Genomic DNA, 19,990 nt, shown 5'->3' on the forward strand with positions numbered 1-19,990 from the left:
TCATGGACAATTTATGGAATGAAAAAAAAGCGGCTGCATGTAAAAGTGATTTGGATTTGAGGGTATACAGCTCAAACCTGTTGGGACAAAATGATGAACTGGTACTGCACGGAGGCGGCAATACCTCACTCAAAAGCAAAATAAACGGCGAAGATGTCTTACATGTAAAGGGAAGTGGCTGGGACTTGGCAAGCATAGAAGCAGAAGGTTTTGCACCTGTGAAACTGGATGTACTTTTAGAAATGGCAAAACGTGAGCATTTGAGTGACAGTGAAATGGTACACCTGCAACGAGAGGCGATGACGGATAAATCTGCGCCGAATCCTTCGGTGGAAGCGATACTGCATGCACTGATTCCCTACAAATTTGTGGACCATACCCATGCGGATGCTATTGTAACGATTTCAAATTCAGTGAACGGGGATGAGCATATTGTCAAGCTTTTTCCAAATTTTTTAATTGTTGATTATATTATGCCGGGCTTTGAACTGGCACATACAATTTATAAAATGACAAAAGATTTGGACTGGGAGAGTATAGACGGCATCATTTTGCATCATCACGGGATTTTTACTTTCGACAATGATGCCAAAAAATCTTATGACAAAATGATAGAAGCCGTCACAAAAGCAGAAAATTTTTTGGACGAACAGGCTGTTGTGCATATTGAACATAATTATGTCCACAGTGACTGTGATATCGGAAAAATAACAAAGGTACTTTCTGCCGCGAAAGGCTATGAAGTCTCTATCAATATCAATCAGTCGCCTTTGGCAGCATATTATGCGTCACAGCCGAATTTAAAAGAGTTTGCATCGCGCGGTGTCTTGACTCCTGAGCATATCATACGCACAAAAAGAGTACCGCTTGTGATGGAAGATACAAATTTGGAAGCAGCAGTGGAAAAATATATGCAAGAGTATAAATCCTATTTTGAAAAATATGCCACTGATGAGGTGATGCTGAATCCTGCACCCAATTATATGATTATAAAAAATCTTGCAGTCATCTCTTTTGGAAAAGACAGAAAAGAAGCGGCAATTATCAATGATATAGTCAACCATACCATGTTGGCAGTATTGCGGGCAGACAAATTAGGCGGCTACCAAAGCATCAGTGAAAAAGAGAGCTTTGCGATGGAGTACTGGGAACTGGAACAGGCGAAATTGAAAAAGTAACAAAGGCAGCACGAAAGCGTAATTTATCCCGGAACCCGTACTTCAGTGCGGGCTAAACTGAGTAAAAATTTAAAGAGGGCTTTACAATAAAAAATGAACCACACAAAACTGCATCATATCAGTCTGAAAGAACATTACCAATTTATAACATTTCGTACACAAGACAGCGTAGATGCTTATGTAGAAAAAATTCTGGCAAATGATGAAAAAGAACATATAAAACAATTTCAAATAGACAGTTATTTGGACATGTCAAAAAATGGTGCCTGTTTGTTTGATGAAGCTATTGATGTCTTTGTAGATGTAATTTTGGAAGAAGACGAAAAACTTTATGATGTGGAAATGATGGCAGTTATGCCAAATCATATTCATTTGTTATTCAAGCAAAATGAGGATTTAGGTAAAATTATGCAATATATCAAAGGTAAAAGTGCGGTTGCACTCAATAAACTTTTGCAAAAATCAGGAAAATTTTGGGCAGACGGGTATTATGACAAACTTATAAGAGATGAAGAACATTATGTAAAAGTTTATAATTACATAAAAAATAACCCTCTCAAAGCCGGATTCACAGATGAGCGGGTTTTTAGTAAATATGAGTAACAAAAGTCGGCACTAAAGTACCGATTCCGGGAGTCACTATTTTTCGGAACCCATCCTTTAGGGTGGGCGGGAGCGGCAAAAAAGTTCAAAGAGTCGGCACTGAAGTACCGATTCCGAGGAGACACTGCATTTTGGAACCCGTACTTCAGTGCGGGCAAGCGTGGTAGGAAAGTTAATGAAAAGGAAAAATATGGCATATCTTTTAGCAATAGATGCAGGTACAGGAAGTATTCGTGCTGTACTTTTTGATACGCAGGGGAAGCAAATTGCCGCAGAGCAAAAAGAATGGACACATTTAGAAGAAGAGGGTGTAGCAAACTCCATGGCTTTTGATTTTGAAAAGAACTGGCTGCTTACATGTAACTGTATCAAAAATGTCATTGCAAAATCAAAGATTAATCCTGCAGATATTTTGGCACTCAGTGCTACAAGTATGCGTGAGGGAATTGTCCTGTATGACAAAAACGGCAAGGAACTCTGGGGCGTTGCCAATGTTGATGCCCGTGCTTCAAAAGAAGTAAAATATTTAAAAGAAAAATTTCCGGAAATCGAAGAAGATTTTTACCAAAAAAGCGGACAGACCTTTGCTCTAGGTGCTTTGCCCCGTTTGCTGTGGCTTAAAAACAAGAGACCAAAAATCTATGAAAAAGTGGCAAATATTTCTATGATAGGTGATTGGATTTTGGCACGTTTGAGCGGAGTAATAGCCGTTGACCCGAGTAACGGCGGCACTACAGGAATTTTTTCTCTTGCTTCTCGTACTTGGGAAAAAGAGATGGCACTAAAAGTCGGTATAAAAGAGGAGATATTTCCTCCTGTATTGGAAACGGGAACGATTCTTGGCAATGTAAGTGAAAAAGTTGCAGATGAAACAGGACTGAGCCCGTTGACGAAAGTTGTGATGGGCGGAGGAGATGTGCAGCTTGGTTCTGCCGGACTCGGGGTTGTCAAAGAGGGTGATGTGGCAGTTTTGGGTGGAAGTTTTTGGCAACAGGTGGTCAATATTCCAAGCAGTGTCAAACCGCCAAAAGATATGAGTATACGCGTCAATCCGCATGTTATAGAAGGGCTTTCTCAGGCGGAGGGCATAACATTTTTTTCTGGGCTTGTTATGCGCTGGTTTCGCGACGCTTTTTGTCAGAGGGAAAAAGAAGAGGCAAGTCTGTGTGGTAAAGATGTTTATGAAGTTTTAGAAGAAAAAGCACAGAAAATTCCCGCAGGTTCTTATGATATTTTACCGATATTTTCAGATGTGATGAAATACGGCAAGTGGTACCATGCCGCGCCGAGTTTTTTAAATCTCGGACTTGATGCCGAGAAATATAATCATATCTCAATGTTTCGGAGTTTGGAGGAAAATGCTGCCATTGTTTCAAGCATTAATTTGCAAAATATAGAGGTATTCAGCGGTATAAAAATAAAAGAGATTGTCTTTGCAGGCGGGGCAAGCAAAGGAAAACTGTGGGCACAGATTTTAGCGGATGTAACGGGCTGTGTGGTGAAGATTCCAAAAGTGACCGAGGCAACCGCACTTGGTGCGGCAATGGCAGCAGGTGTAGGTGTCGGTGTTTATAAAAGTTTAGCAGAAGCGGCAAAAGAGTTGGTGGTCTGGGATAAAAAATATATGCCCAACGAGAAGAATAGAGAAGTTTATGCAAAGTTAAAAGAAAGATGGCAAAAAGCGTATGAAGTGCAATTAAAGCTAGTTGATGATAATATCACGACTTCAATGTGGAAAGCCCCCGGACTTTGAAGAAGTAAAGTCGGCACTGAAGTACCGATTCCGAGAAGTTTCTGCCTTTTGGAACCCGTACTTCAGTGCGGGCGAGAGTGGCAAGAAAGTTCAAACAGTCGGCACTGAAGTACCGATTCCGGAGCCATTCTTGGAGTGGGCTGCAAGCGCTAAAAAAACAGGTAAAAGAATGAATAACAGAATAAATTTTGAAGATGCAATAAAACTTTATGAAAGAGACCTTTTTGAACTTGGTGAACTTGCCGATGCAAAGCGTCAGGAATTACATGGTAAAAAGACATATTTTAATATTAACCGGCATATAAACCCTACAAACGTCTGTGCAGATGTTTGTAAATTTTGCGCCTATTCGGCAACACGCAAAAATCCTAACCAGTATACAATGAGCCATGAAGAAATTATGAATATAGTCGACAACATAGTGGCACATGATGCAAAAGAGGTTCACATAGTTTCTGCCCATAATCCTAATGTAACGCTCGATTGGTATTTGGGTATTTTTACAAAAATCAAAGAGAAGTATCCAGCCTTACATGTAAAGGCATTGACTGCTGCAGAAGTGGACTTCTTGTCTCGTCATCATGGACTTACATATGATGAAGTGCTTGATTTGATGGTAGAAAACGGTGTAGATTCTATGCCCGGCGGGGGAGCGGAGATTTTTGATGAAAAGGTCAGAGATTACATCTGTAAAGGCAAAGTGACATCAGATCAGTGGTTTGAAATTCATCGTAAATGGCATGAACGCGGGAAAAAATCTAATGTTACTATGCTTTTTGGACATGTAGAATCTCGTGCAAACCGTATAGATCATATGATGCGAATTCGTGAGTTGCAAGATATAACGGGTGGGTTTAACGCTTTTATACCGCTTGTCTATCAGACAGAAAATAATTACCTTAATATTGACAAACCGATTACGGCAAATGAAATACTCAAAACCTATGCCATTGCAAGGCTGGTTCTTGACAATGTGCCGAATTTAAAAGCGTACTGGGTGACATCGACTGTGAATCTTGCACTTGTCGCACAGGAATTCGGGGCAAATGATTTGGATGGGACGATAGAAAAAGAGTCCATCAACTCTGCAGCAGGAGCCGCGAGTGCCAATGGGGTGGATGTGAAAGAATTTACGGGATTGATAACAAATTCTGGCTTTATTCCTGTTGAGCGTGACAGTGTGTATAATGAGATAAAGGTCTGGTAAACTGGTCGGCACTAAAATACCGATTCCGAAGAATATGCAGTTATTCCAGAACCCATACTTCAGTGCGAGCGGGAGTGGCAGGAGAGTAAAATACCGATTCCGGGAAGCTATTGTTTTTGGAACCCATCCTTTAGGGTGGGCTGAGAGTGGCACGACAGAAACAACAGTCGGCACTAAAGTACCGATTCCGAAGAATATGCAGTTATTTGGGAACCCGTACTTCAGTGCGGGCGAGAGTGGCAGGAGAGTGAAAAATGGACATATCGGTAATCATTCCAACATATAACCGATACAAACTTTTAAAAAGAGCCATAAAATCAGTACTCGCTCAAACATACACACCAAAAGAAATTATAGTGATAGATGACGGTTCTACCGATACTACATGTAACATACAAAATGATTTTCCAAACATTATATACATTTACCAAAAAAACAGTGGAGTTTCTGCTGCCCGGAACAAAGGTATAGAAATCGCCAAAAGCGAATGGATAGCTTTTTTGGACTCAGATGATGAATTCTGCCCTCAAAAGCTGCAAAAACAAGTAGATTTTCATACACATAATCTGGATATTTTAATGAGTTATACGCACGAAAAATGGGTGAGAAACGGAATTACGGTAAAAATACCTAAAAAATATAGAAAAATAGGAAAAGATGCTTTTTTAGAAAATCTGTCATATTGTAATATTGCTCCGTCATCCGTAATACTTCATAAAAGTTTACTCGAAACAGTAGGACTTTTTGATGAGCATTTAGAAGTCTGTGAAGATTATGACCTGTGGCTTCGTATTACATGTAAGCATAAAATAGGGCTTATAGATGAAACACTTATTATAAAATATGCCGGGCATGATGCACAACTCGGATTTCGAAAAAATATGGATGTATACAGAATAAAAGTGCTCAAAAAACTGCTGCTTACATGTAATAGTGAAGAAAAAAGGCTTTTAATTCAGTATGAGTTAGATGGAAAAATTTTAGAGCAACAAAAAAGACAGAGGCATAAAATACTACATCACAGTTGACCTGCAGGAAAAAAATGCAAAAGTGTATAAGCTTCAAAATAACAAATATATAAAAATGTGTGATGTAAGTGACGGGGTTGTAGTATTTAAAATAGATGCATGCAACAAAGAACTGCCGTTTAATTTTAGCAAGATTTGGAAACAGTCGGCACTGAAGTACCGATTCCGAGAGATGTGCAGTTTTTCGGAACCTATCCTTTAGGGCAATGCCATTAAGTTAAGCGGCTTTTTCGGAACCCGTACTTCAGTGCGGGCTTTGTGTCTTTCAAGACTAAAACCTAGGTTCCAAGAAAACATCAAGTTTTTTTCTCACAAGTCATGCTTTAATATAGAAAGTAGCGATTCCGAATGTCACATCCTGCAGGGTAGGTTGAGATAGTAGCAAGAAAGTTGGTAAGCAACGGTAAATATGTAGAAGATAATGCCAGTGTGTATTTACAAAAGATCTGGATAAATACAGAAATATTGTTTTAAAAAAACTATACAAAAGCTGTTGGGACAAAGAAAAAAGAAAAAAACCGCTGAAGAGCTTCATACTAAGCAACTATTCAGTTAAGTATGACTATAATTCCAACTCTTTCACAAAGGCCTGTTAGCTCAGTCGGTAGAGCAAGTGACTGAAAATCACTGTGTCCTTGGTTCGATTCCGAGACAGGCCACCACCTCATGAACATCATTACAAAATAAATATTATCAATATCTCATTCAAATAAAAAGTAAAACTTTGTTATAATGAACAATAATTTTACAAGGATTTATTATGGGTGCTTTAAAAGTAGAAGAAATACCACGATATACGTATGATGATTATAAATTATGGGATGGAAAGTGGGAACTGATAGCTGGGTATCCGTACGCTATGTCTCCTGCTCCTATGATTAAACATCAGAAAATAAGTAATAATATTGGATGGGAATTGAAAAGTATTTTTCAAGACTGTCCAAAATGTCAGGTTTTGCTTCCTGTTGATTGGAAAATTGCAGAAGATACTGTTGTTCAGCCAGACAACAGTGTGATATGCCATGAACCCAAAAATGATGCTTACATTACACAGGCGCCAAAAATTATTTTTGAAGTATTGTCCAAGGCAACTGCCAAAAAAGACAGAGGCATAAAATATGATTTGTATGAAAAAGAGGGGGTGAACTACTACATCATGGTTGATCCTCAAGAAGAAAATGCAAAAGTGTACCAGCTTCAAAATGGCAAATATATAAAAATGTGTGATATTAGCGATGGGATTGTGACATTTAAAATTGATGAATGCAACAAAGAACTGCCGTTTGATTTTAGTAAAATTTGGAAATAGTCGGCACTGAAGTACCGATTTCACAGTATTTGGGAACCCGTACTTTTAGTGCGGGCGAGAGTGGCAAAAAAGTTCAAACAGCTGAGACTGTATGGTTTATTAGCCAATATTCTTAATCTAAGAATTAAATTATTTTTTACACTTTCCGACTGTTAAATTAGCTCTGTTTTTTTCTACAGTTTTAGTACTTATACCTTTGACTGCTGTTAAATCATCTACATTTTTAAAACAGTGATTTGTTCTGTAGGCTAAAACTGCTTCAGCTTTTTTCGCACCGATGCCGCTTAGTGTTGTCAACTCTGTTTTACTTGCATTGTTTATATCTATTGCACTAAAAAGCAGTGTAGCACTTATGGCTAATATAGCTAAAAATTTCATGGAAATCCTTTTTTTGATTTGAATACAGTGTACATAAAAAAATATTATTTAGCTAATTTTATTGTAAATTGTCAGAATATTGTGTGTGCTTTTAATAGTAATGGGTATTTTTGTAACCTGGAATTGTTAGTCGGCACTGAAGTACCGATTCCGGGAAGCTATTGTTTTTGGAACCCATCCTTTAGGGTGGGCTGGGAGTGGCATGACAAAAACAACAGTCGGCACTACAGAAAAAAATTTAGTTTTTTTCTGTAGTTTGTTTTAGCATAGAAAGTACAGATTCCAGAAAAATTGAAATGAAAGAGAACATTTTATAACTATATAAGTAAAAAAAGATTATAATTCAAAAATTGAATTTTAGGAATACCGTATTGCAAAATGATGAATTGATACTGAATGTACTTAGAAAGATAGAAAGCTCAAGAAGTCAAAAATCTTTGGCTGATGAATTGGGATACAGTGTAGGAAAAGTAAACTATGTTCTTAAAGCCCTCATAGAAAAAGGCTTGGTAAAAGCCGAAAACTTTTTCGCTAACAAACATAAAAACCAGTACAAATACCTCTTGACAGAAGATGGCATAAAAACCAAAATAGACCTTACAAAAAAGTTTATCGCCAGAAAAAAAGCTGAGTATGAAGAACTGCAAAGAGAGTTGGAAACAGTCTATGACAATAGCAATAGAAAAAACAGATTATGTAATACTAACAGAAAATTTTTCACCTTTTAAGATAATAAGAAATAAATTTTTTACTACAATTCAAATTTTAGATATACTGAGTACTGCTCTTATAAAAAATACGAAAAACTCTTAGTAAACTATACAAATATGTAATTTAATATTATGAGAACAAAGGAACAAAATGTTTAACAATAAAAATATATTAATCACAGGCGGAACAGGTAGTTTCGGGAAAAAGTATACAGAAATGATACTTGCAAAGTACAAACCTAACAAAATAATTATTTTTAGTCGTGATGAATTAAAACAGTATGAAATGGCACAATCTTTTAATGATGATTGCATGAGGTATTTTATAGGGGATGTTCGCGATGCACAGCGTGTTGAATATGCTATGGATGGTGTTGATTATGTTATTCATGCGGCTGCTTTAAAGCATGTTCCTGCAGCTGAATATAATCCAACAGAGTGTATTAAAACAAATATTGATGGTGCTCAAAATGTGATAAATGCTGCTATTAAAAATGAGGTTGAAAAAGTAATAGCACTTTCTACGGATAAGGCATCGAGTCCAATTAATCTTTATGGAGCAACTAAACTGGCGTCTGATAAACTTTTTATAGCTGCAAATAATATAGTAGGAAAACGAAAAACAAGATTTGCAGTAGTTCGTTATGGGAATGTTGTTGGAAGTCGGGGTTCAGTTGTTCCTTTTTTTAAAAATCTTATTGAGACAGGTGCATCTGAATTACCTATAACCGATGCCGATATGACAAGATTTTTAATTACCCTTAAAGATGGTGTACAGTTTGTTTTAAATAATTTTGAGAGAATGCATGGAGGAGAGATATTTATCCCTAAAATTCCTTCAATGAAGATGACTGATTTAGCCAAAGCATTAGCTCCAAATTTGCCACATAAGATTATAGGTATTCGACCGGGGAGAAGATGCATGAGGTGATGATAACAGCTGATGACAGGGTAGTCGAATATGAAACCTATTATGTTATTACCCCAACAATTCAATTTAACCATCATGTTGATTATACAGCTAATGCTTTGGGTGAGGAAGGTAAAGATATAGGTATAGGGTTTGAGTATAACTCATTAAACAATACACAATGGATAAGTAAAAAAGAGTTTTTAGCAATGGAACAAAGTTTATAAGATGAAACAATTTATTCCTTATGGTAAACAATTTATAGAGCAAGATGATATTGATGCTGTCGTAGATGTATTAAAATCAGACTATTTAACAACGGGTCCGGTAGTAAAAATATTTGAAAAGGCTCTTAGTAATTATTGTGGAGCGAAATATTGTATTGCTGTTGCTAATGGTACCGCTGCTTTACATTTGGCTTCATTGGTTTTATTAAATAAGGATGAAAAAGTTTTAACTACACCAAACTCATTTTTGGCTACTTCCAATGCTATTTTGTATGCAGGGGCTAAACCAATTTTTGTCGATATTGCAAAAGACGGGAATATTGATTTGGATCTGTGTGAAGAGGAGCTTAAAAAAGACAGTTCTATCAAAGCCATATATGCTGTTTCCTTTTCAGGTCGCATGGTCAATCAAGAGAAGTTGAAATATCTAAAAGATACCTACAGTATTAGAATTTTAGAAGACAATGCTCATGCTATTGGAGCCGTGTATAATGGCATCAAAGCAGGGAGTTGTACAAACTCTGATGTTTCTATCTTCTCTTTTCATCCTGTGAAGCATTTGACTACGGCTGAAGGTGGAGCGATTACTACAAATTCAAAAGAGCTTTATGAAAAGATGCTTACATTGCGAGGTCATGGAATGGTTAAAACCCCCGATATGAAACCTTGGGAATATGAGATGCGGGAACTTGGATTTAACTACCGTATTAGCGATATGCAGTGTGCATTAGGTCTTTCTCAACTTAATAAACTAGATAGCTTTATAGAACGGCGAACAGAGATAGTAAAAAGGTATGACGAAGCTTTTAAAGAGAGTATTATCAAGCCTCTTTATTTTTTTGATGGCAAGTCATCGTATCACCTCTATGTAGTGCAAGTTGATTTCTCAAAACTTACTCTTTCAAAAGAAGAATTGTTTCATAGGCTTAGAGAAAAAAATATTGGTATTCAGTTGCATTATATGCCCATTAATAAGCAACCTTATTATCAAAGTTTAGGTTATGGAGATGAATACACGCCTAATATGGATAACTATTACAAAGAGTGTTTCTCTTTACCAATGTTTCCTAAACTGAGTGATGATGAACAAGAATATATTATAGAGAATTTGTTTGAGATGTTAAAATGAAATATATAAATTTCAATGGGAATGAAATTTCCAAACTCTCTTTAGGTACAGTTCAATTTGGACTGAATTATGGTATTTCAAACAGTAGTGGTAAACCGAAACAAGATGAGGTGAATGATATTGTTGGATTTGTAACACAAAGTGGTATTAATTGTTTTGATACAGCTGTTGCTTATGGAGATAGTGAAATCGTTTTAGGCAAAGCATTAAATCAAAAAAAAAGTTGTCACATTGTTTCAAAAGTAAAATCAGATATTTTTCTTTCAGATGTGGAAAAGATACTGTTTCGCTCACTGGATAGATTAGGTTCTTCAAAGTTATTTGGTTTTATGCTACATGATGGGGAGTTACTTTTTCGATGGAGAGATGAATATCGAGATAAAGTTGATAGATTAAAAAAGTATAATCTAATTAATCACTTTGGCGTTTCTATTTATACCAATGAAGAATTTGATTTGGCAATAGAGAATACTTCAATAGAAATTATTCAAATTCCTTTTAATCTGTTTGATCAAAGGGCAAATAATAATAGTTGGTTTCAAAAAGCAAAAGAGGCTAACAAATTGATTTTTATTCGTTCTGTATTTCTCCAGGGTCTTTTTTTTATGGAGATAGAAAAATTAACAGGGACACTTATGGAAGCTAAGGGGTATTTAAAGCAGATGAATAGTATGCGAGAAACACTGGGTTTGTCTATAGCAGACTTTGCAATGGCATATGTAGAAAGTATAGCAGATGATGCTGTTGTTTTATTTGGATGTGACAGCTTAACTCAGGCAAAAGAAAATATAGAAACTTACAGTAAATTACCTAAATTAAAGGAAGAAATTTTAAATAATATAAACAGAGCTTTTTCAAATATTCCAGAAAATATAATTAATCCAAGTAGATGGAATATGCAATGAATAGAAAAATTGTTGCACTTTTACAAGCAAGAACAGATTCTACTAGATTACCTAAAAAAGTATTGAAACCTCTTTTGGGTATACCTATGATTATTCATCAGTTGCAAAGAACAGATAAATCTAAATTAATAGATAAATTAATATTGTTAACGAGTTTGGAAAAAAACGATGATGAATTGGCAAAAACAGTTCAATTATTTGGATATTCAGTTTATCGTGGTTCAAAAAATAATGTTTTAGAGAGATTTTATAAATGCTGTAATGAGTTAGATTTAAAAGATAGCGATATTGTTGTCAGGCTAACAGGAGATTGTCCTGTACATGATGCTAAGATTATAGATGAATTAATAGATGCTTTTTTAATAGCTGATTGTGATTATATGGCAAATTGTGTAAAACCAATCTATCCAGATGGACTTGATGCTGAAGTTTTTACTTTTAAAACATTAAAACAAGCATATTATGAAGCAACTAAAATATCTCAAAAAGAGCATGTAACACCTTATATTAGGAATAGCGGTAAATTCAAGGTTATGGATTTAAAAAAAGATATTATTTATAATAATTGGCGTTTAACAGTAGACGAACCAAGTGATTTTACAGTTATAGAGAAAATTTATAATCATTTCAAAACAAATGATTTTACATTTGAAGAAATGATTTTATTTCTGGAACATAATTTAGATATTTTAGAACTCAATAGTGAAATTAATCGTAATGAGGGCTATTTAAAATCATTACAAGAGGATCAAAAAAATGGGTAAATCTCAAAAATTATACAAAAAAGCAAAACGGTATATTCCAGGAGGAACACAACTTCTTTCAAAAAGACCAGAGATGTTTTTACCCGATCTATGGCCCGCATATTACAGCAAAGCAAAAGGGTGTGAAGTTTGGGATTTAGATGATGAAAAATATATAGATATGTCTATTATGGGTATTGGCACAAATACTTTGGGATACGCAAATGATGAAGTTGATGAAGCTGTAAGAGAAGTAACTTATAAAAGTAATATGTCCACTTTCAATTGTCCTGAAGAGGTTTATTTGGCAGAAAAACTCATAAATCTTCATCCTTGGGCAGATATGGTAAGATTTGCACGAGCAGGTGGTGAAATAAATTCAATAGCTATTAGGATAGCAAGAAGTGCTACAGGTAGAGATAAAATAGCTATTTGCGGGTATCATGGCTGGCATGACTGGTACCTTTCTACAAATCTTAGCAGTGATAAGAACCTGGATGGACATCTCCTTCCAGGGTTAAAACCTAGTGGAGTTCCAAGAGGATTGGTCGGAACAACATTACCTTTTAATTATAATGATATTGAAAGTTTAGAAAAAATCATTTTAGAAAATCAAAATGAGATTGCAGCTATTAAAATGGAAGTTTCACGAAATGAAGGTCCTAATGACAGTTTTTTACATAAAGTGAGAGCTTTAGCAACTAAACATAATATTGTTTTGATTTTTGATGAGTGTACTTCAGGATTCAGGGAGAGCTATGGAGGGCTTCATAAAAATTTTGGTGTTGAACCTGATATGGCAGTTTTTGCAAAAGCTCTTGGAAATGGTTATGCTATTTCAGCTTGTATCGGTAAAAAAGAAATAATGACAGCCACACAAGATACTTTTATTAGCAGTACTTTTTGGACAGAAAGAATTGGTCCAACAGCAGCACTAAAAACACTTGAAATTATGGAAAAAGAAAAATCTTGGGAGAAGATTAGCAAGATTGGTTCAGATGTTACAACAAGATGGAAAGATTTAGCATTAAAATATGAGTTAGAAATAAATACTTGGGGTATTAAACCGTTGGGTGGATTTATGATAGAGAGCAGTGATGCATTAGAATATAAAACCTATATTACACAAGAGATGCTAAAAAAAGGATTTTTAGCTTCTAATGTTTTTTATGCTTCCATTGCACATACAAAGGATATTGTAAATGAATATTTTGAGAAATTAGAACCGATTTTTGAGATTATCAAAGAGTGTGAACTGGGAAATAAAAAAATTAAAAATTTATTAGAAACTGATGTCTGTCACAGCGGATTCAAAAGGTTGAATTAAGTATGAATCAAAATATCCTCTTTCGTGTAGATTCATCTTCAAACATAGGAACAGGGCATATTATGCGTGATTTAGTATTGGCACAGCAGTATAAAAATGCCAATATTATTTTTGCCACTTTGGACCTGGAAGGGAATGCAAATGAAAGAATAGAAGAGGCAGGATATGCCATAGAACTTTTAAAATCTAATACGCTCAATGAATTACACAGTTTGATCAAAAAGTTAAAAATAGACTTGTTGGTTATTGATCATTATGAAATAGATGAAGTATCTGAAAAAGCATTAAAAACCAAAAATCCAACATTAAAAATTCTTTCGTTTGATGATACTTATGAAAAGCACTATTGTGATATACTGTTAAATCATAATATAAGTGCTGATGAAAGTAGATATAAAAGTTTAGTTCCTTCTTTTTGTGAGATAAGATGTGGGGCTGACTATACACTTTTGCGTGATGAATTTATAGAAGAAAAGAAGATAAAACGAGAAAAAATTTATGAGTATTTTATTGCAATGGGTGGAGCAGATACAGCTAATCTAAATATAAAAATTTTAGAAATTTTACCAAAAGATAAAAAAGTGGCACTTGTTACAACAACTGCGAATAAAAATCTAACCCAGTTACAAGAGTATGTTAAAGATAAAGTAAATATCTCACTTTTCATAAACTCAAAGAGGATAGCAAAGCTTATGAATCAGAGTCAATTAGCTATAATAACTCCTAGTGTAACGGTGAATGAAGTATACTTTTTAGGTGTTGATTTTGTGGTTATAAAGACGGCTGATAATCAAGGAGAAATCTATAGTTATCTTAAAAGTAATGGATATAAAACTATTGATAATATAGACATATTTAAAGGATTGATATGAAAGATACAATTATCATTGCCACTATTAAGGAATGGAATATTAAACAATACTTTCTTTTGGCAGAAAAATATAAAAATAAATTTGATTTTATGTTAATAACAACACCCAAAGAGCTTAACTATGAAGAGTTAAAAAAAATAAAGCCTAAATATATATTTTTCCCTCATTGGTCTTGGTTAATACCTAAAGAGATATATGAAAATTTTGAATCAATTTTATTTCATATGACTGATTTACCGTTTGGAAGAGGCGGAAGTCCTTTCCAAAATTTAATAATATCTGAAATATATGAAACAAAAGTATCTGCTATAAGAGTTGAAGAAGGTCTTGATACAGGTAATATTTATTTAAAAGAACCTTTTAATATCTCCCTTGGAAGTGCAGAAGAAAATTTTATAGAATTGTCTAATATTATTTTTAATAAAATGATTCCACAATTTTTGAATCATCCAATAAAATCAATACCACAAAAAGGTAAAATAACAACATTTAAAAGAAGAACTCCCAACCAGAGTAATATACTTAATGAACAAATTACAACTATGAAAAAAATGTATGATTTTATAAGGATGTTGGATGCTGAAGGCTATCCTAAAGCATATATAGAGGTAAATAATTTAAAAATTGAATTTAGTGAAGTTCATTTAAAAAAGAATGAACTGGTCGGAAGGTTTGAGGTAAAAGAAAATGAATAAAAAGATATTAATTATAGCAGCGCATCCTGATGATGAAGTATTGGGTTGTTTTGGAACAGTTGCAAGACTTATAAAAGAAGGATATGAAGCATATACACTTATTCTTGGAGAGGGAAAAACAAGTAGAGATAAAAAAAGAGAGATAGAAAATAAAAAAAATGAGTTATGGGTACTGAATAGTGAAATAAAAAAAGCAAATAGCATTATAGGTATTAAAAAAGTTTTTGTTGAAAGTTTTCCGGATAATCGTTTTGATAGTGTTGATTTGTTAGATATTGTCAAGGTTGTCTCTAAAGTTAAAGAAGATATTAAACCAGATATTATCTTTACTCATTATGAAAATGATTTAAATATTGACCATCGAATAACCTATCAAACTGTCATTACCGCTACTAGACCTATGGAAGAGGAATCTGTTAAGGAGATATATAGCTTTGAGGTTTTATCTTCCACTGAATGGAACTATCCACTTTCTTTTAGTCCTGATACTTTTTATGATATCTCAACGACTTTAAGTTTAAAAATAGAAGCAATGAAAGCGTATGATTCCGAATTGTGTAAATATCCTCATCCCAGGAGTTTAGAAGGAATTGAACTAAATGCTAAGCATCGAGGTATGAGAATAGGCAAAGAGTATGTTGAGGCTTTTAAATGTGTGAGGAATATACGATGAAGATGGGTAGCTATCAGTTAATTTCATTTCCTGACTTATCAGATTTAGAGAAAGAAATGGTTTTGCAGTGGAGGAATCATTTGGATGTAAAAAAATGGATGTATCGTAATACAGAGATTTCTTTATATGAACATTTAGAACATATTAACCTCTTAGAACAAAAAAAGGATAAGTATTTTTTAGTCAAAAAAAATGATATCTTTCTTGGAGTAATTTATTTTACCGATATTGACTATAAAAAGAGAGAATGTTATTTTGGACTATATGCTAATCCTTTTGAAAAAATAGCTGGGGTGGGTCAAGTTTTAGAACAATTATGCATTAATTATGTCTTTAAAAACTTAAAGTTTAAAAAACTAAAACTTGAAGTTTTTAAAGATAATAAAAAAGCTATAAATTTATATAAAAAATTCAATTTTAAAGAAGTTGGAGTAAAAATAGTGCATAACAAAGATGTAATTTGTATGGAGTTGAAAAATGAAAATAGGTAGTTTTGATTTAGAAAAAGATGGAGTTTATATAATAGCAGAACTTAGTGCAAACCATAATGGTGTATTACAAAATGCACTTGATACTATTAAAGGTGCAAAAGAGATAGGTGCAAATGCTATTAAACTTCAAACATACACAGCAGATAGTATGACACTAGACTCAGATAAAGAAGATTTTATCATAAAAGGTGGCACTCTTTGGGATGGAAAAAAACTGTATGATTTGTATAAAGAAGCATATACCCCATGGGAGTGGCACAAAGAACTTTTTGAATATGCAAGAGCGATAGGTATAGACATCTTCTCTTCTCCTTTTGATAAAACGGCGGTTGACTTTTTAGAACAGTTTAATCCATCAGCGTATAAGATAGCTTCTTTTGAGATAACAGATTACGAACTTATACGCTATACAGCTTCTACGGGCAGACCTGTTATTATAAGTACAGGGATAGCAACAATAGATGAGATTCAGGATGCTGTGGATATTTGCAGGGAAGAAGGAAATGAAGATATAGTTTTATTGAAATGTACTTCTGCTTACCCAGCACCACCAGATGAAGCCAATTTAAAAATGATACCAAACCTTGCAGAAACATTTGATGTTGTCAGTGGTTTTTCAGATCATACTCTTGGTAGTACAGCACCTATAGTTGCCGTAACGTTAGGTGCAAAAGTTATAGAGAAGCATTTTATATTAAATAAAGCTATTGGAGGTGCTGATGCTGGATTTTCTATGGATAAAGAAGAATTTAAAGCTATGGTGCAAGCTGTTAGAGACACTGAAAAGCTTTTAGGTAAAATTAACTATACAATGACAGAAAAAAAGAAAAAATCGAGACAGTTTTCTAGAAGTCTTTATGTTGCAAAAGATATAACAAAAGGTGAGGTGTTTACTCAAGAGAATGTACGGAGTGTTAGACCTGGGTACGGAATTCATCCTAAATATCTGAAGGATATTTTAGGTAAAGTGGCTGAAAGGGATTTTAAGTTTGGAGATAGATTTGAATAAAAGAATATTGTATATAGTTGGTATTAGATTTAAGTTTTTGAGTAAAAGATTAATTCTGATTATAAGCAATTTAAAAAAAATGAACATCAAAATAAATATTATAAGTCTAGTTAGAATGTTTTTCAATCAGGCTGCATTATATTTAAATGTTTATAAACAAAAGTGTTTAAATAAAAAGGTACTGGATAAAAATAATCTAAAAAATGGTTTATTTTATCTACAAAATATTATTGTTATAAATGAAAAATAAATGAAAATAGTTTTTATGCCTATGTTGCCCTTAACTTATAGAGACTATCAAATGCTAGGGGTAGAGTATTTTCATGCAAAAGGTTATGATGTTTCAGTTGTAGCACCTCATAATATTCTTCTTCCTCATTATAAAATACAGGTTAACATCAGTTATTATAACTATCAAAATATGTTAGAACCACATACCATGGAAGAATTACTTAATATTTTATCCAGTTTGTCAAAAAATGATTATATTTTTTATTATCTGGGTGGGAAAGAAGCTGTTAATTTATTAAATAACATCAGGAAAGTAACAGAAGCGACATTTGTTACATATATAAGTGGAAGTGTTCCGGCCACATCATCACCATGTGGATTACTGAAGAGACTTAAAGCAAAAATTAGACCTATCGTTAAATCTATAATTGATAAAAAGTTTGAAACTGACATTATTGCATTCGGGGCACCAAAAGATGAAATTATATACCCATGTTTAATAGGGAAAAATACAAAAAAGATATATACACATTCCCGTGATTATGAAGTATGTAAGAATGTAGATGGCAATATTCACCAAAAAAAGTATTGTGTCTTTTTAGATACTGATATTATTAATGCCAGTGATTATGTGATATTTGAAAACAAAGCAGAAAAAAAAATAGATAATTATTATAAAAAATTAATAAAATTTTTCAAATTTTTGGAAGACACTATGTATATGGATGTTGTTATTTCTGCTCATCCAAAATCAAGAATATTACAGAACAGAGATAATTTTAATGGGTTTAAGGTTGTACATAATAATTCTGCTGCTTTAGTGAAAAATTGTAGTTTTGTATTCAGTGAGGGTACAACTGCTGTTTCTTTTGCAGTTTATTTTAATAAACCAATGTTTTTTTTCACGATGCAAGAGACTAGTTTTTTTCTGGAAACAACATGTAGTTATGCTAAAGAATTTGGAAAAAAAATATTTTATGTCGATGATTTAGGAAATATAAATAAAGAATTGATAGAAGAAGAGTTACTTAACACAGATAAATATAGTTATTTTAAGTATAATTATTTAACCTATAAGGATGAAACTGATCAAGTATTTGAAATTATTGAAAAAGAGTTGTTAATTGGAAGATAGTTTAAAAAAGAGATATGCAATTAAACTTTTGGCAAATATTGTTAATGGTATAATTAATATGGTAATGGTTGCTATAGTGCCTAGAGCATTAGGACCTTTAGCTTATGGTCAATTTATTTATCTTCAACAATTTTTTACGCAATTGATAGGTTTTTTGGATGCAGGAACCTCCACTGCTTTTTTTACGAAACTTTCAAAAAATATTTTTAGAAGAGAATTAATAAAATTTTATTTTTATTATGCAGGTACACTTTTAGTATTTTTACTGAGTTGTATATTTTTTTTAGACAACTTAGAACTTTTGTCTTATATATTTCCTGGTATATCGAAAAAATATATATATTTGGCAGTTGGTTTTTCTTTTTTGATATGGTTTACAACTATTTTTGTTTACATATCCGATTCACATGCTTTAACTGTGTCAGTAGAATCATTTAAAATAATTCACAAAATTTTATCTTTATTCTTACTGTTTGTCTTTATCAATTATTTGTCTTTTGATTTGTCTAATTACTATTACTATTACTATATTAGTTTAATAATATTTATTTTATTTATTATTTATTTATTTGTAAGAAAAAATATATTGACATATTCTATATTTAGTAGTTCGATTAATTTAAAAAGTTTAATTAAAGAATTTTATACTTTTTCATCACCACTTTTTGTATTTAATGTCGTTGCCACTGTTTTTGGATTATTTGATATTTGGTTATTACAAAAAATAGGCGGTTCAAAAGAAGTTGGCTTTTATGGTTTAGCTTATTCTATTGCGGCTATGTGTTTCTTGTTTACTAGTTCTATGACCCCTATAGTTACAAGAGAGTTTGCTAAATCTTATGAAAAACACGATTTGAAGGAGATGAAGAAATTATTTTCTAAATATATACCCATGTTATATTCAGTAGCAGCTTATTTCGGGGTTTTTATATCTTTTGAGAGTGAAAATTTATTGATGATTTTTACAGGTGAAACATTTCAAGAAGCATATCCAGTTTTAATTATTATGGCATTTTACCCAATGCATCAAACTTATGGACAATTGAGCGGGTCTGTGTTTTATGTCACAGATCAAACTAAACTTGTACGGAATATAGGGATTTTTTCAACATTAATAGGTTTTTTTATAACTGTAGTATTGATATATTATCTAAAACTGAATGCTGTAGGACTAGCTTGGAAAATGGTTGTTATTCAAGTTATAAGTGTAAATATACAACTTTATTTTAACAGTAAATATTTAAATTTGAAGTTCAGTAAATTTGTATATCATCAAATCTTTTCACTCTTTGTTTTTGTTCTTTTAGCATATTTGACAAATACAGTTATGCTGAAATTCGAAAATAAACTTATGGAGTTTTTATTATCAGGTGTGTTATACACATTTTTAGTTATAGTTACAACATTAACTGTGCCGATACTTTTTGGATTGAGTAAGAATAATGTTAATTTAAAAAACATGTTTAAAAAGAGTTAA

19 protein-coding genes, 1 tRNA gene and 1 pseudogene are annotated in these 19,990 nt (G+C 33.1%); 20 read left to right on the forward strand and 1 reads right to left on the reverse strand.

Annotated elements, in window-relative coordinates; all coding sequences use genetic code 11:
• Positions 1 to 2 precede the first annotated feature (2 nt).
• From MLC44_RS04655 to MLC44_RS04685, 7 genes are all read left to right on the forward strand, one after another.
• Positions 3 to 1,178: a class II aldolase/adducin family protein gene (locus MLC44_RS04655; RefSeq protein ID WP_434658645.1), complete on the forward strand. Its 1,176-nt coding sequence runs from the start codon at positions 3 to 5 to the stop codon at positions 1,176 to 1,178.
• A 93-nt stretch (positions 1,179 to 1,271) separates the two neighbouring features.
• Positions 1,272 to 1,781, forward strand: coding sequence for a transposase (locus tag MLC44_RS04660; RefSeq protein WP_434658646.1), 510 nt, complete (start codon positions 1,272 to 1,274; stop codon positions 1,779 to 1,781).
• A 190-nt stretch (positions 1,782 to 1,971) separates the two neighbouring features.
• The gene (gene lsrK / locus MLC44_RS04665) at positions 1,972 to 3,534 is read left to right on the forward strand and encodes an autoinducer-2 kinase (protein ID WP_434658647.1); all 1,563 of its coding nucleotides are present in this window, start codon (positions 1,972 to 1,974) and stop codon (positions 3,532 to 3,534) included.
• A gap of 169 nt (positions 3,535 to 3,703) precedes the next feature.
• Positions 3,704 to 4,741 (forward strand): aminofutalosine synthase MqnE, encoded by a 1,038-nt coding sequence (gene mqnE, locus MLC44_RS04670; RefSeq protein ID WP_434658649.1) that lies wholly within the window; start codon positions 3,704 to 3,706, stop codon positions 4,739 to 4,741.
• Between the two features lie 254 nt (positions 4,742 to 4,995).
• Entirely contained in the window at positions 4,996 to 5,769 is a 774-nt protein-coding gene (locus MLC44_RS04675; protein ID WP_434637933.1) for a glycosyltransferase family 2 protein, read from the forward strand.
• A gap of 586 nt (positions 5,770 to 6,355) precedes the next feature.
• Positions 6,356 to 6,431, forward strand: a tRNA-Phe gene (locus MLC44_RS04680).
• A 98-nt stretch (positions 6,432 to 6,529) separates the two neighbouring features.
• The gene (locus tag MLC44_RS04685) at positions 6,530 to 7,078 is read left to right on the forward strand and encodes a Uma2 family endonuclease (protein ID WP_434658650.1); all 549 of its coding nucleotides are present in this window, start codon (positions 6,530 to 6,532) and stop codon (positions 7,076 to 7,078) included.
• 129 nt (positions 7,079 to 7,207) lie between these two features.
• On the opposite strand, the gene MLC44_RS04690 is transcribed toward MLC44_RS04685, so the two are convergent.
• Positions 7,208 to 7,456, reverse strand: coding sequence for a ComEA family DNA-binding protein (locus MLC44_RS04690; protein WP_434658651.1), 249 nt, complete (start codon positions 7,454 to 7,456; stop codon positions 7,208 to 7,210).
• Between the two features lie 371 nt (positions 7,457 to 7,827).
• On the opposite strand from MLC44_RS04690, the gene MLC44_RS04695 reads away from it, so the two are divergent.
• From MLC44_RS04695 to MLC44_RS04755, 13 genes and pseudogenes are all read left to right on the forward strand, one after another.
• Positions 7,828 to 8,184, forward strand: a complete 357-nt coding sequence (locus MLC44_RS04695) for a MarR family EPS-associated transcriptional regulator (RefSeq protein ID WP_151900715.1) — start codon at positions 7,828 to 7,830, stop codon at positions 8,182 to 8,184.
• 133 nt (positions 8,185 to 8,317) lie between these two features.
• Positions 8,318 to 9,303, forward strand: a pseudogene (pseB, locus tag MLC44_RS04700) (UDP-N-acetylglucosamine 4,6-dehydratase (inverting)).
• Between the two features lies 1 nt (position 9,304).
• Positions 9,305 to 10,432 (forward strand): UDP-4-amino-4,6-dideoxy-N-acetyl-beta-L-altrosamine transaminase, encoded by a 1,128-nt coding sequence (pseC, locus tag MLC44_RS04705; protein WP_434658653.1) that lies wholly within the window; start codon positions 9,305 to 9,307, stop codon positions 10,430 to 10,432.
• Positions 10,429 to 11,337, forward strand: a complete 909-nt coding sequence (locus MLC44_RS04710) for an aldo/keto reductase (protein WP_434658654.1) — start codon at positions 10,429 to 10,431, stop codon at positions 11,335 to 11,337. Before pseC ends, MLC44_RS04710 begins: the two co-directional genes overlap by 4 nt.
• Entirely contained in the window at positions 11,334 to 12,101 is a 768-nt protein-coding gene (locus MLC44_RS04715) for a cytidylyltransferase domain-containing protein (RefSeq protein WP_434658655.1), read from the forward strand. The genes MLC44_RS04710 and MLC44_RS04715 overlap by 4 nt, the downstream gene beginning before the upstream one ends.
• Positions 12,094 to 13,407, forward strand: coding sequence for an aminotransferase class III-fold pyridoxal phosphate-dependent enzyme (locus MLC44_RS04720; protein ID WP_434658656.1), 1,314 nt, complete (start codon positions 12,094 to 12,096; stop codon positions 13,405 to 13,407). The genes MLC44_RS04715 and MLC44_RS04720 overlap by 8 nt, the downstream gene beginning before the upstream one ends.
• A gap of 2 nt (positions 13,408 to 13,409) precedes the next feature.
• Entirely contained in the window at positions 13,410 to 14,279 is an 870-nt protein-coding gene (pseG, locus tag MLC44_RS04725) for a UDP-2,4-diacetamido-2,4,6-trideoxy-beta-L-altropyranose hydrolase (RefSeq protein ID WP_434581393.1), read from the forward strand.
• Positions 14,276 to 14,974 carry a methionyl-tRNA formyltransferase gene (locus MLC44_RS04730; RefSeq protein ID WP_434581394.1) on the forward strand — a complete coding sequence of 233 codons (699 nt, stop codon included), beginning with the start codon at positions 14,276 to 14,278 and terminating at the stop codon, positions 14,972 to 14,974. The genes pseG and MLC44_RS04730 overlap by 4 nt, the downstream gene beginning before the upstream one ends.
• Positions 14,967 to 15,647: a PIG-L deacetylase family protein gene (locus MLC44_RS04735; protein ID WP_434581395.1), complete on the forward strand. Its 681-nt coding sequence runs from the start codon at positions 14,967 to 14,969 to the stop codon at positions 15,645 to 15,647. The genes MLC44_RS04730 and MLC44_RS04735 overlap by 8 nt, the downstream gene beginning before the upstream one ends.
• A complete protein-coding gene (gene pseH, locus MLC44_RS04740) occupies positions 15,644 to 16,138 on the forward strand; it encodes a UDP-4-amino-4,6-dideoxy-N-acetyl-beta-L-altrosamine N-acetyltransferase (RefSeq protein ID WP_188109967.1) in 495 nt (164 codons plus the stop codon). Before MLC44_RS04735 ends, pseH begins: the two co-directional genes overlap by 4 nt.
• Positions 16,125 to 17,147, forward strand: coding sequence for a pseudaminic acid synthase (gene pseI / locus MLC44_RS04745; RefSeq protein WP_434658657.1), 1,023 nt, complete (start codon positions 16,125 to 16,127; stop codon positions 17,145 to 17,147). The genes pseH and pseI overlap by 14 nt, the downstream gene beginning before the upstream one ends.
• Before the next feature lie 250 nt (positions 17,148 to 17,397).
• Positions 17,398 to 18,513, forward strand: coding sequence for a hypothetical protein (locus tag MLC44_RS04750; protein ID WP_434658658.1), 1,116 nt, complete (start codon positions 17,398 to 17,400; stop codon positions 18,511 to 18,513).
• Positions 18,503 to 19,990: a lipopolysaccharide biosynthesis protein gene (locus MLC44_RS04755; RefSeq protein ID WP_434658659.1), complete on the forward strand. Its 1,488-nt coding sequence runs from the start codon at positions 18,503 to 18,505 to the stop codon at positions 19,988 to 19,990. Before MLC44_RS04750 ends, MLC44_RS04755 begins: the two co-directional genes overlap by 11 nt.

This window comes from Sulfurimonas sp. NW9, assembly GCF_051132275.1.
Classification (GTDB): Bacteria; Campylobacterota; Campylobacteria; order Campylobacterales; family Sulfurimonadaceae; genus Sulfurimonas; species Sulfurimonas hydrogeniphila.